The sequence below is a fragment of the Desulfoplanes sp. PS50 genome (assembly GCF_053851535.1).
This window is the reverse complement of sequence record NZ_JBSPZA010000035.1, coordinates 1-11959: the sequence shown is the minus strand read 5'-3', so window position 1 is coordinate 11959 and position 11959 is coordinate 1. Positions and strand designations below refer to the sequence as shown.

Sequence of the window (11959 nt, the reverse complement as noted above, 5' to 3'; positions counted from 1 at the left end):
AAAAATCATGCAACGCTCCCTGATCATCATCGGCCTGATCATTGTGGCCCTTGGCCTTGCCTGGCCCCTCGTGAGCAGACTTCCCCTGGGAAGACTTCCAGGGGATATCCTGATCCACAAGGAAAACGTGAAAATCTGGTTTCCCATCACCACCTGTGTTGTTATTTCCCTGGTCGTGTCGCTGTTGGTTTGGTTATTCAGAAGATAGAAAAGAAAAAATGAAAGGCACGAGGATTGACATCAGCACATCTGCTTGTCATTTTTGAAAAAATGACGTTGCACGACCACGACTTCAGAACAAACAACCGGCACGAAATGCCTTAAGGAATTAATGATCATGACAGCACTCCCCGATGGTACCCTGGTATCCATTCATTTTGAAGGCAAACTCGTGGACGGCGATATCTTCGAGTCCACGTATGAAAGCGACCCCATGCCCGTCTGTCTGGGCAATCACGAAATATTGGAAAAACTGGAAAACGCCGTCCGGAGCATGGCCCAGGGAGAAACCAGAACCATCCGCATACCCCCGGATGAAGGCTATGGCGACTACCGGGATGACAGAATCATTACCATTCCCCAGGAATCAATGCCCCCCGTGGGAAGGATCAAACCGGGTCAGGAACTTATCCTGCGAACTCCCGAGGGGGACGAGCTGCCGGGAATCATCCTGTCTATGGAAAACGACATCATCACCATTGATGCCAACCACCCCTTGGCTGGCGAAGAACTTGAATTCACCATCACGTTGGTGGATGTCACCACTGTGGATGGTGTCAAGAAGACCCTTAACGAGTCATAGCCCCCTCAACGCACTCCTTATCCCATAATTTTCAGTAGATCATGGGATAAGGAAATTGTATGCCTATGGAAATTTTAGTGGTATCACTTTGTTCCTTTCGAGTCCAACATACTTTTCCACCATACCATTCATAAGAATTGACACCTTTTCGTCCTGGATGATATTCCTTCATTCGTATATACACGTTGTTATCTATCTTAAAAAATTCATCGGTTGTAATACACATTCCCTTATCACTATAATTTCTCATTTCTCCATCATGAATATCGCCTTTATTCTCGTATCGCAGTTCAACTGGAGTTGTGTATCGGTATCGTTTGAACCGTCTTCGTTCTTTTGAAGTCGGCATGAATCTACCTCCCGGTATGGTTTCAGGATATTGCAGCGTATGGCCGGGATGTTTGAAAAAATCATGCCACATTCAACCTATTGATATATCAATCTTTATTTATCAAGCAACCTCATCCTCCCGAAAAAACGGACAGATTGTGTCCGGCAGACCCGATGCAATCTTTGGGAATCGGACGTGACTACAGCAAGCGATACAGCTTTACTCTTACCCGCGAGTGCAAATCGAAATCCGATTGGTTGATACATTCAGATTTCGCTGGGCCTACGAATCCGTAATTGGATGAACAAATTCTCTTTTTTACGTTTTTTCTTTGCAATCCTTTCTGAAAACCGGTAACCATCAACAATACGTACTTCTTGGCCCTGACAATTTTGTTCTCTACCCGAGCAATCAGTGTACGCTTCAACCTTATCCGGAGGTATTTCAATGGTCGACATCGACTCCTTGCTGGCCACTCTGCAAAACCTGGCCACCCTGTACGGTCTGAAAATTCTCGCGGCCATCTTCATCTTTGTGATAGGTCGGTGGATTGCCAAAATGATAAAAAAATTCCTTGGCAAAACCATGACCCGATCGGGTGTCGATGCCACCATTATCCCCTTTGTTCTCGACCTGTCCTATGTAGCATTGTTGATCATGGTCATTGTTGCCTCCCTGGGTGCCCTGGGAATTCAGACCACCTCACTCATCGCTGTTCTGGGTGCCGCAGGTTTGGCTGTTGGCCTGGCTTTGCAAGGCTCCTTGTCGAATTTTGCTGCCGGAGTCCTGATCGTCACTTTTCGCCCCATCCGTGTAGGTGACTACTTCGAAGGCGCGGGAACGGCAGGAACTGTCGAACATATCCAGATTTTCTCCACTACGGCCAAAACACCCGACAACAAGGTCATCATCATTCCCAATGGCAAACTGCTCTCGGACAATATCGTCAATTATTCCATGAAAGAAATCCGGCGAGTGGATATGACCGTCGGTGTCAGCTACGCAGACCCCATCGACAAGGTCAAGGAGGTCCTGGCGGATATCCTGGCCAAGGATTCCCGTATTCTCCAGGATCCGTCGCCGATCATCGGTCTGATCCAATTGGCCGACAGCAGCGTGAACTTTGCCGTCAGACCGTGGGTCAAAACCGAGGATTACTGGGCCGTATATTTCGATCTTCATGAAACGATCAAAAAACGCTTTGACGCGGAAGGCATCAGCATCCCCTTTCCCCAACAGGACATCCATGTCTATAAAGAAGAAATACCCGCTATAACGGATTGATCGACAGATACTATTTGATTCACAACCATCCAAAGGAGGTTTTTGCACATGCGAAAAAAACTACTTCCCCTTTTGTTTGCAGCGTTTTTTTTCATATATGGCGGTTTGAGTTCGGTATCCGCCATGGATCTGGTTCCCAAAATCGATAATTTCATCTTTCTTGTCGACAGTTCCGGCTCCATGGGCTGGGAATACCAGGACAGCGGAAAGACCAAGATCGTTCTGGCCAAGGAGATCCTGTCCCAGCTCAACCGACACATTCCCGAGCTGGGTTACATCTCCTCCTTGAATACCCTGGCACCGCTGAAGACCTATGCCGAACCTGCCGTTTACAATACCATGTCCTATGGACAGGCCATTGATACCATTCCCACCGATATCCTCACCTGGGGATTCATGGGTAATCCGACCCCACTTGGAGAAAGTATCACAGCCATGAGTTCCACTATCGAATGCACGCCTGACTCCAAGGCTCTGATCCTCATCTCTGACGGAGGGAACAACCAGGGTACAGATCCCATCCAGGCAGCCAGGGCGTTATATGAAAAACATCATCCCAATCTATGTATCCATGTAATCAGCCTTGCAGAGACCGCAAAGAACCAAAAGCTTCTGGACGAAATCGCTTCCCTGAATGCTTGCTCGGAAAACACGACCTTCGAGGAACTGCAAAATCAGGACAATCGGGCCGCCTTTGTTCAGGAAGTTTTTTACAGCATCGCAGCGGATAGTGATCAGGACGGAGTGTCCGACATCAAGGATCAGTGCCCGGGTACGCCCCAGGGCGTTGCCGTGGATGCCAAGGGGTGCCCCTTTGATTCGGACGGTGACGGTGTCTTCGATTACATGGATGAATGCCCGGATACACCTGCTGGGGTCCAGGTCGATTATGTCGGCTGTCCTCTGGATACCGACGGCGACGGTGTGCCCGATTACCTGGATGCCTGTCCTGAAACACCGGCCGATTTCGCCGTGGATGCCCAGGGATGCCCGTTGCCCATCACCATCGACCTGGAGCTCGAATTCGACCTGAACAAGGCCGACATCAAGCAAAAATATCACCACAGGCTGGAAGAAGTGGCCATGTTCCTGATTCACCATCCCGGTGTCACCGCAGTGGTCGAAGGCCATACCGACAGTCAGGGCGCTGCCTCGTACAACCAGAAGCTCTCCAAGGAGCGTGCACAGAGCGTAGTCACCTATCTGAACGAGAAATTCGGCGTGGATCCTTCCATCATCCAGGCCCTTGGCTACGGTGAGGAACGTCCCATCGCGACGAATGACACAGCCGATGGACGACAAAAGAACAGACGGGTTGTGGTCGTCATCACCGGTGCCTATCAGACCCGCTAAACAATAAGACTGCCCAAACAACCGAAAAAGGTCTTCCAGGACATCCTGGAAGACCTTTTTCATTCAAACTCCTGCCCAGTTTCAGACCTTGTTTTCTTGGACAAATGCACAGCTTGTGGTTATGGGCATTGGTTCACAATCCATCGAAACCTTTCCGATATTCCACGAGGCAACGGCCATGCTCCGAAAAATCCTCACGCTGCTTCTTTTTCTGACCATTCTTCCCACCCTGACATCCGGGCAAAATACCACCCTCCCTCTGGAAGATGCCGGAGAATCCAAAATCCTGGCCATCCAGAACCAGATCTATGAACTCCAGCAACTATCGGATTCCCTCAAGGAACATGGAGAAACGCTTGCAAAAGCCCTGGAAGAACTCAGCGAAACCTCGTTGACACACGGCCAGGATATTCTCACCGCCCTGGACGCCATCAATACCCTGAATACGACCAGCCTGGAAACCGGGGAAACCCTTGGTCAGGAGATTGCGGCGATCAAAAAGATTCAGGCAGAAACCGCTCGAAAACATGAAACCATCCTTGCTGAACTCGCCGATCAGAAAAAAGAATTTCTTGCTGCTATCGACACGATCGAACGTAAACAACAGGATCTCCTGAACAAGCAACATGCCCAGCTGACACAAAGGGATGATGGGCTGGAAAAAAACATTGCCAGTCTCCAGGCAACCGTTACCAACCAGGACGAACTGATCATCAAACTGCAAAAACAGATCAACCTCGCTCAAAGCAGTCTATCGAACCAGCAGAAAGAGATCGAGGAGGTCAAAGAGGTCATTTCCTCCCAGAAGACGAAAACCATTGGCCACCTTTCATCTCTGGAAAATATCAACGCCACCCTTGCAGGACTCAAGGAACAATCCCGCTCAGAACTGGAAAGCATCCACCAATCCCTGACCCAGGTGGTCACCTATGGGCTGCTGACCATTGTCAGCGTCACCCTTCTCTTGATCATCATCCTTATTTTCATCCGCCGCAAACCCGCACGGCAAACCACGAAAGAGCACTCCAGAGAATCCTCCCCGCAACCTCCGGTCCGAGAGGAGGATGACGAAATCCTCGACTGGCTGAAGGAAAAAAACAGGGATTGACCGGTAAGAACATCGCACAACAAAGCGGCTTCCTCCTCGGAGGAAGCCGCTTTGTTGTGCACATCGTCAACCCATCATAATGTATTACATAATCTGACGCGTTTTGACCATGGAAAAATGTATTGGAGACAAATCCGGACACACGGAATTCAGCAGGGTCAAGGGATTGATATATCCCTGCCCCCAATCAAAAATCACCCTGAAACCATCCGTGTCTGCTACGCTCGAGCTGACAAAGGGTCGCAAATCCACCTGCAGGATCTTGCCCCGTTTGTTCGTCTTTTCAATCATGAATGTTTTTCCAGAAAGAAACTCCTGCCATGCGTGAAGCATCTGTGCCCGTTGATCCGCGTCTGCCTGAAATCGAATGACGAACTCCTCAGCTACGGCCTGGGGCTGTTTCTTACCCATGCTCAACCTTTGGGCAGCCAAAACCCGCATCCCCCGTGGCAATTGGCCGGCCATTCGTTGGACGATCTCCTCTCCAGTCAATTCCTCCCGAAAATAGATATTTACCCATTCAGCCTCACTGCCGACCCCAACGGGAAGGGCCATGCCAAACGACATCAGGGGCATGGGATGAAACCCGGCGGAAAAGGTTGCCGCAAGGTCGGCCCGACGCAGGGCCCGTTCGAAGATCCTCTGCAGCTCAAGCTGACTCAGATAGATGGACAGACCGAGTTTTCGATACCACAACCGGTAATGACATGCCTTGCGGATCAACTTCTCATGCTCCGGATTGGAAAACTCCTGGCAGGATTCCTCCTTCTGCTGATCGCGATCCACATTATTCAGAACCGGTTTTAGAGGGGTATCTCCCGTCTGGGTAAGGATGGAAGGATGGCCGTCAAACCCGCACACCCCGCAATTGCGACAGGCATTGTACCGACAATCGGGTGACAGTTTCCGACCAAGCGCCCGGCTCCGTTCTGTTCGCAAAAACCGCTTGCTCACCCCTGCGTTCAGATGATCCCAGGGCAAGGGTGCTTTCAGATTCCGTTCGCCAATATAGGTTTGGGGATCACAACCACATTCCTCCATGGCCTCCACCCAGTGATTCAAATTCAGATGATCGGACCAGCTCGAGAACAGAGCCCCTTTGTGAAAGGCCTTTTCGACCACACAGGCCAAGGCTCTGTCACCTCTGGAAAAAATCCCCTCCAGAAAACTCATGTGCGAGTGATGCCACTTGAGATGCATAAATCGATACGGTTTGAATATCTCCCTGACATAGGCAAGCCGTTCTTCGATCTCCTGCATGGTGATTTGGGGCTCCCATTGAAAGGGTGTAAAGGGCTTGGGCACAAAAGGAGAAATGGCAGCTGTGATCTGCATCCGTTTGGCCTGTTTACCGGCGGTAGCCCGAACCTTCAGACAGAGGTCGAGAATTCCGTCCAGATCCTCTCTGGTTTCCGTGGGCAGACCGATCATGAAATAGAGTTTGATCCCCTGCCACCCATGGGCAAAAACCATGCGCGCATGTTCCAGAATCTCCTCTTCACTGATCCCCTTGTTGATCACGTCGCGAAGTCGCTGGGTTCCCGCCTCGGGAGCAACGGTCATCCCGGTATGCCTGATCTCGGCCATACGTGAGAGCAGGGATTCGTTCAGAGATCCGGCCCGCAGGGAAGGCAGGGAGATGGAAACCTGCTGGCTGCGGCACTGGGCATACGTCTGCATGAACAGCCCCTGAAACGCGGAAAAATCCCCGGTACTCAAAGAGAGAAAGGATATTTCCTCGTACCCGGTTTGAGCCAATCCCTGGTCGATGATTCGCTTGAGTTCGGGCAGGGAACGTTCCCGGGCTGGTCGATAGACCATGCCTGCATGACAGAACCGGCATCCCCGAGTACATCCCCGGGCGATTTCAACGGTCAGTCTGTCATGGACCGGCTTGCCGTAGGGAAGAATATGCCGGACAGGAAAATCAATGGTGTTGATGTCAGCGACACTGCGTCTCTCGGGCATGGGCAGATCAGGATACATCGGTCGCAATGGCGCAGTGTGTTCCGCTTCCCTGAAAAAGGAAGGCACATACACCCCGGGGAGTAAGGCCATTTCTCTGAGCACGCTCTCTCTGGAAAGATGGTTTTCCCGCCCTTTTCGGATAACCTCGATCAGATCCATAAACGTCTCTTCCCCGTCCCCCAGAACCATGAGGTCAAAAAACGGAGCTACAGGTTCGGCATTAAGCGTGCATCCCCCACCGGCGATAATCAGCGGATGGTCCAGATTTCGATTTTTGGACCATAGGGGAATCCCGGCAAGATCAAGCATGTACAGGATATTTGTGTAGCAGAGTTCATGGGTGATGCTGAAGGCAACCGCATCGAGTTCCCCAAGCGGAGTATCCGATTCCAGCGAGGCCAGGGGGGTGTCATGCTGTTTGAGCAGCGCAGCAACCTCTTCGGTGGGGGCGAAAACCCGTTCTGCCCAGACATCATCCTGTGCATTGGCCAGCTCATAGAGAATTTTTTGTCCCAGATAGGACATGCCCACATCATAGAGATCCGGAAAGGCAAGGGCCATATGAACCGCGACCGTATCTAAACTCTTATGAACAGAGTTGATCTCGTTGCCAAGATACTGGCTGGGCCGGGGAAACAGAGGAAGAAGTTCTTTCATGATATGAATGCTCGATGGATGACTGCAGAGCCGGGTGGCCCCTGAAAACAGACAAAAGGCACAAAGGGCCTTAAACGCTCCTTTGTGCCTTGTCTGAGCATGACGAAAAGCAAAACTTATTTTTTGAAAAGATCACCGAGATTCGAGACCTTGCCCCCTCCCTGACCGAGATTTTCAAGATTGCGCAGATCGTTGGCCGTGGAAATGGTTAGATTGCTCGAGGCCTCGAGATATTTGGTCTTGAGTTCCTCGGGAATCGTCTTGTACTCGTAGAGGATATGATCCATGGAGATCTCGCCTTCGATTTCGTTGTCAAAGGGATAGCCAAAGGGAAGAAGCATCATCTGCATCCCGCCCTGCTGGGTGGGAATGGTCTGCAGAATTGCCGGATCCTGAATTTTATTGTTGTCGATATCCCATTTCCCAATGACCATGTCGCCATTGATCAATTTGAGCAGACGGATTTCAAGGGCCATGTGTATCTCCTTACAAAGAGCAAAGTTCAAAGATTGATTGTAGAGTCAAAACCGATCAAACCAACTAAGTGTTCATCACGGGGCTGTCAAGGCAGTGCCCTGTTGCCTTGAGGGTTGATACGAGATTCAAAAAATCACGGCTCACTCCTCAAAAACTATACGATCCTTAATCAAAGGGAATGATGACCATACAAGGATGTTGAAATTCCTTGAAAAGGATGCGAGATAACGTCATCGTGATTTTTTCGTCATGAGCCATTTCGGAGACAAGGAGACAATCCCATGTTCACAGTATCCCGGCATACGCCCCCAGCCATACGTTGCTCGTGTCTTTTCATGCTTGTCATCCTCTTCGCGGCGCAGTCTGTTCAGGCCGACACTACTGCCGTGACCCTATTTCCCGACTCGGCAATCATTGAAGAACAGGCAGATATACCGGTAACCTCCGTCAGCGACCATCGGACAGGGGTCATTTTTCTTCCTGGCCAGGCCGATCCCTCATCCCTTGCCTTTCATCCGCCAGAGGGTGTCGTGCTGACAGATATTTCACCGGAATCCGTTGTTTCAATCGATTCTGAACAAATTGCCGCCCTCAAAACGGAGCTCGACCGGCTCGTGGCACAAAAAGGCAGACTCGAGGCCCGAAAAAAAGGACTCGATGCCACAATCACCTTTTGGCAGTCACGCCACACAACAGAGCAGGGATCACTCGAACAATTCAAGGAACTTGCCGCAATCATGGGGAAAGAGATCGAAACGGCCATGATCGGCATGGACACCACGTCAGAAGAACTGAAGATCCTGTCCCAAGAGATTGAAAGGATCACCAGACAGATTACCGCCATCCAGGGAAAGACGACCAGGAACTGGAAGATCATCCTTGGCTTCTCCCCGGGTAAAGAAAACACCATCCCCTGCACCTGGTCATATGCGGTCAAAGAATGCGGCTGGAAGCCCATCTATCGTCTGGAAGCCCTGTCCAGCGAGCATACGGTCCGTTTTACCTGGCAGGCCCGGGTGCATCAGGGTACGGGCCTGGACTGGAACAATGTCCGCCTCTCCCTGGCAACCGGAAAAACCCACCTGCAGCCGAATCCGCCATCTATCCGGCCGTGGATCCTCAAGCCCTTGGAACCTGTAGAGATTGACAGCAGGTCGTTCATGCTGGAAGAAGCGGCTGCGCCGCGAAGCGTCATGCAGCGGGCTGCCATGCCCGCAAAAAATGAAGCCGTGGAACAACGCAAAGGGACCTTTTCTACCTGGGAACTCGGGCTGCGCACGATTGTTGCCGGGGATGACGTGATGGTCAGAGTCAAGGATGCTGTCTGGCCAGCAGAGTTCAAGTATGTCTTAAGACCGAGTGTCAGTGGATTCGGTTTTCTGCATACGGAAGTCGAGATGAATTCATCTTTGGATCTTCCCCGCGGCGAGGCCATGTTTCTGGTTGACGGCGCTTTTTTACGCAAACAGGATTTCTCTTTTTCCGGGAACAAGCTGAACCTCTTTTTTGGCCCTGATCCGCTGGTACGTGCCAAGACCGTATTAAAAAACAAAAAATCGGGAAATTCCGGGATGTTCTCCCAGAAAAAGACCTGGACATGGGCCTGGGATCTGATCATTGCAAACGATACATCCCTCCCCATCGAAGCTGTGATCGAGGAACCAAGGCCGCTTTCCCGCAACAAGGACATCACTCTGTCCATTTCCGGGACTCCGGCCCCTGAAGACACCCTCGACCAACCCGAGATCATGACCTGGAACCTCAACCTGGCCCCCGAAACCAAAGCAACCATCTCCATGCATGTGGAGGCCAGGGCTCCCGAAGACATGCAGGTCGATCCCGGATGGCGATGGTAAAGCCGAGTCTCACTCAAATAACAAGGAAAACGTATGCGCGATATGACAGTCAACGATGTGCTCAAGAAATTCAACCGCTATTACCTGGATGCAACCCTGGAAGACGAATTCTCCATCCTGGGAATAGGTGAAGGACGGCATTTCAAGCGTGACCAGTTCAGCGAGTTGTACAGGCCCCTCTTTGTCACCCTGTGGGTCCATGCCTTGGACAACCACCAGAAAGAACATTCCGATACGATCAGGGACGCCTATCTCAAGGGGCTCAAGGCATGTTTTCGTAAACAAAAAGGTGAGTACGAACGTATGGTCGGCCTGGTCATCGAGTACGAGGCCATGCTCGGGGACTTTTCGGAAGCATCCTTCAGATTCACTGCGGAACAAATCGTCAAAAAGATATCCAGAAACACGGAGGCCCTGGCCGAACGGTCTGAACGTCTGAGTCAGAAAATGATCCAGCGTCTCAACGACCTCATGGACATGACCAGAGAAATGATCATTATTACAGGCAGCTGATTGCATATGTAGTATCTTTCGCGTTGGTTTACGCAGCGCAACCAACGCAAAGAGCCGTGTCAGAATGTATCTGACACGGCTCTTTGCGTTAAGGATCAACCTATACAGCTGATTTCAGCTCGTGGACGAGGCTGTTGAGTTGCTGGCAGCAGGTGGGGCCGCAGAAGAAGATCCCTCGGCCTTGGCCGGTTTGGAATCCTTGTTATTGCTTCCGTTACCCGAAGCATTGGGAGGTGTGCGCTTGTTGGAATAGTCGGTTACATACCAGCCGCTCCCCTTGAGCACAAAGGAGGTATGGGAGACGATCCGTTTGGAGTCCCCCGTACAGATAGGGCAGGGAAACTGTCTCTCCTCAAATCCGCTCTGCCACTCTTCAAAGATGTGACCGCAATCTTCACAGCAGTATTCATAAATAGGCATTGTCCAACTCCATTGTGTATCCGGGCATCCCTGAAGCTGCCCGGGTTGACCCTGACAAAATATGTGAACACCCGCGATGCGGGCATTGAACATAACGAGGCTGCTTTCTTTGTTCAAAAAACAGGTTGTGATCAAGTGACCACAAATCGCACAAATCGTCCGTTCTTTGGAAAAACGGACGGGTATATATATTGGTCAAAATTTCCTTCTGTCAACCTCACAGAATCGATTTTTGTTCAGCTGCAGCCCCGTCTTGAACAACTGCCTGATTCCTGATCATCAGACCAAATCCATCTCCTTGAATCGGACATAGAGATAACGGCTCACCCAGGCATCTGTGGCCGCATAGATCTGCTGTTTTCTGGTCAGGGTCGATCGCCCCCAATTACTGCGCTGGGCCCCCTTCCCGATCCGAAATCCCAAAAAATTGGCGGCCATGTTCCTGAGCCCACGGGTCATAAAACCATGTCTGGCACTGATGGAACTCAGATCCGCAAAACCGCCCTCGTCAAAAGACACATGCTGCTTGAGCCCGACAAGATCATCTTTTACCGCCACCCCGGCCTTGATGATCCCCTGGTCCGCAAGAAGTGACAATAACGGACCTTCCAGAGAAATCCTGGTCAACTGAAAAAGATACACGCAATCATTTCCGGCAAGTTGCAAAAGAGCGGGCCGAAAGGATTGTCCTTTGCGAAAAGCCGGTTTTGTTTCCGTATCAAAACCCAATACCCTTTCGCAGGATAACCGTTCACAAATCAATGGGACATCCTTTGGGTCGGTCACCAGACAAATAGGGCCATCATACTGACGCAGGGGAAATCCATTGATTTCCTCCCTGGTCAAGCGCTCACGACTGGGCAAAAAATCGGGCCTCATATCACACGCTCCCGGTCGTTGATATCGCGAGTACCGACAGATCGTATGTCCAAACAAAAAAGAATATGCCTCGAAAGCATACAAAAAAATAAAAAACATCTCATAAATAGTATATCTTGTTCATTCTTGCTCATAAAATCACTCGTATTGCCCCATCCCATCTTTTTCGATCTATTTTGAAAACCCCCCTGTGTCAGGGAAGTTGTCGCCTCTTCTGAAATTCACCTAAGGGGGCCAGAAGGATGAGGTGATGGCATATTCACAAAGACATCGAGAACGGGTTCTCCAAAAGTTATTGACGAGCGGGAACA

12 protein-coding genes are annotated in these 11959 nt (G+C 50.6%); 7 read left to right on the top strand and 5 right to left on the bottom strand.

What is annotated here, in order from left to right; all coding sequences use genetic code 11:
* Positions 1–7: 7 nt before the first annotated feature.
* Together ACTVJH_RS13485 and ACTVJH_RS13480 are read left to right on the top strand one after the other, a co-directional pair.
* A complete protein-coding gene (locus ACTVJH_RS13485; RefSeq protein WP_455991684.1) occupies positions 8–208 on the top strand; it encodes a DUF2905 domain-containing protein in 201 nt (66 codons plus the stop codon).
* A gap of 129 nt (positions 209–337) precedes the next feature.
* Entirely contained in the window at positions 338–802 is a 465-nt protein-coding gene (locus ACTVJH_RS13480) for an FKBP-type peptidyl-prolyl cis-trans isomerase (protein WP_455991681.1), read from the top strand.
* Between the two features lie 31 nt (positions 803–833).
* Here ACTVJH_RS13480 and ACTVJH_RS13475 read toward each other — a convergent pair whose 3' ends face one another.
* Positions 834–1151 (bottom strand): PilZ domain-containing protein, encoded by a 318-nt coding sequence (locus ACTVJH_RS13475; RefSeq protein WP_455991678.1) that lies wholly within the window; start codon positions 1149–1151, stop codon positions 834–836.
* Positions 1152–1580: 429 nt separating this feature from the next.
* Here ACTVJH_RS13475 and ACTVJH_RS13470 point away from each other — a divergent pair, with 429 nt between their 5' ends.
* The 3 genes from ACTVJH_RS13470 (at position 1581) to ACTVJH_RS13460 (ending at position 4878) form a co-directional block, all read left to right on the top strand.
* A complete protein-coding gene (locus ACTVJH_RS13470) occupies positions 1581–2417 on the top strand; it encodes a mechanosensitive ion channel family protein (protein WP_455991675.1) in 837 nt (278 codons plus the stop codon).
* A 48-nt stretch (positions 2418–2465) separates the two neighbouring features.
* Complete coding sequence (locus tag ACTVJH_RS13465) at positions 2466–3770, top strand: OmpA family protein (protein WP_455991672.1); 1305 nt, start codon at positions 2466–2468, stop codon at positions 3768–3770.
* Positions 3771–3948: 178 nt separating this feature from the next.
* Complete coding sequence (locus ACTVJH_RS13460) at positions 3949–4878, top strand: hypothetical protein (protein WP_455991670.1); 930 nt, start codon at positions 3949–3951, stop codon at positions 4876–4878.
* Positions 4879–4962: 84 nt separating this feature from the next.
* On the opposite strand, the gene ACTVJH_RS13455 is transcribed toward ACTVJH_RS13460, so the two are convergent.
* On the bottom strand, positions 4963–7503 hold the full coding sequence (locus tag ACTVJH_RS13455; protein WP_455991667.1) for a TIGR03960 family B12-binding radical SAM protein: 2541 nt from the start codon (positions 7501–7503) through the stop codon (positions 4963–4965).
* 116 nt (positions 7504–7619) lie between these two features.
* Entirely contained in the window at positions 7620–7979 is a 360-nt protein-coding gene (locus ACTVJH_RS13450; RefSeq protein ID WP_455991664.1) for a hypothetical protein, read from the bottom strand.
* A 282-nt stretch (positions 7980–8261) separates the two neighbouring features.
* Between ACTVJH_RS13450 and ACTVJH_RS13445 the strand changes: the two genes are divergently transcribed.
* Both ACTVJH_RS13445 and ACTVJH_RS13440 read left to right on the top strand, forming a co-directional pair.
* Positions 8262–9836: a mucoidy inhibitor MuiA family protein gene (locus ACTVJH_RS13445; RefSeq protein WP_455991662.1), complete on the top strand. Its 1575-nt coding sequence runs from the start codon at positions 8262–8264 to the stop codon at positions 9834–9836.
* Positions 9837–9869: 33 nt separating this feature from the next.
* Positions 9870–10349, top strand: a complete 480-nt coding sequence (locus tag ACTVJH_RS13440; RefSeq protein ID WP_455991659.1) for a hypothetical protein — start codon at positions 9870–9872, stop codon at positions 10347–10349.
* 114 nt (positions 10350–10463) lie between these two features.
* On the opposite strand, the gene ACTVJH_RS13435 is transcribed toward ACTVJH_RS13440, so the two are convergent.
* Positions 10464–10769: an FmdB family zinc ribbon protein gene (locus tag ACTVJH_RS13435; protein ID WP_455991657.1), complete on the bottom strand. Its 306-nt coding sequence runs from the start codon at positions 10767–10769 to the stop codon at positions 10464–10466.
* Positions 10770–11048: 279 nt separating this feature from the next.
* Positions 11049–11648: a 3'-5' exonuclease gene (locus ACTVJH_RS13430; protein WP_455991655.1), complete on the bottom strand. Its 600-nt coding sequence runs from the start codon at positions 11646–11648 to the stop codon at positions 11049–11051.
* Positions 11649–11959 lie beyond the last annotated feature (311 nt).

Bases quoted from the DNA above. Each gene is read 5' to 3' on its own strand.
- ACTVJH_RS13480 (WP_455991681.1), top strand. From the start codon at position 338: ATGACAGCACTCCCCGATGGTACCCTGGTATCCATTCATTTTGAAGGC.
- ACTVJH_RS13485 (WP_455991684.1), top strand. From the start codon at position 8: ATGCAACGCTCCCTGATCATCATCGGCCTGATCATTGTGGCCCTTGGC.
- ACTVJH_RS13460 (WP_455991670.1), top strand. From the start codon at position 3,949: ATGCTCCGAAAAATCCTCACGCTGCTTCTTTTTCTGACCATTCTTCCC.
- ACTVJH_RS13430 (WP_455991655.1), bottom strand. From the start codon at position 11,648: ATGAGGCCCGATTTTTTGCCCAGTCGTGAGCGCTTGACCAGGGAGGAA.
- ACTVJH_RS13445 (WP_455991662.1), top strand. From the start codon at position 8,262: ATGTTCACAGTATCCCGGCATACGCCCCCAGCCATACGTTGCTCGTGT.
- ACTVJH_RS13470 (WP_455991675.1), top strand. From the start codon at position 1,581: ATGGTCGACATCGACTCCTTGCTGGCCACTCTGCAAAACCTGGCCACC.
- ACTVJH_RS13440 (WP_455991659.1), top strand. From the start codon at position 9,870: ATGCGCGATATGACAGTCAACGATGTGCTCAAGAAATTCAACCGCTAT.
- ACTVJH_RS13465 (WP_455991672.1), top strand. From the start codon at position 2,466: ATGCGAAAAAAACTACTTCCCCTTTTGTTTGCAGCGTTTTTTTTCATA.
- ACTVJH_RS13455 (WP_455991667.1), bottom strand. From the start codon at position 7,503: ATGAAAGAACTTCTTCCTCTGTTTCCCCGGCCCAGCCAGTATCTTGGC.
- ACTVJH_RS13435 (WP_455991657.1), bottom strand. From the start codon at position 10,769: ATGCCTATTTATGAATACTGCTGTGAAGATTGCGGTCACATCTTTGAA.
- ACTVJH_RS13450 (WP_455991664.1), bottom strand. From the start codon at position 7,979: ATGGCCCTTGAAATCCGTCTGCTCAAATTGATCAATGGCGACATGGTC.
- ACTVJH_RS13475 (WP_455991678.1), bottom strand. From the start codon at position 1,151: ATGCCGACTTCAAAAGAACGAAGACGGTTCAAACGATACCGATACACA.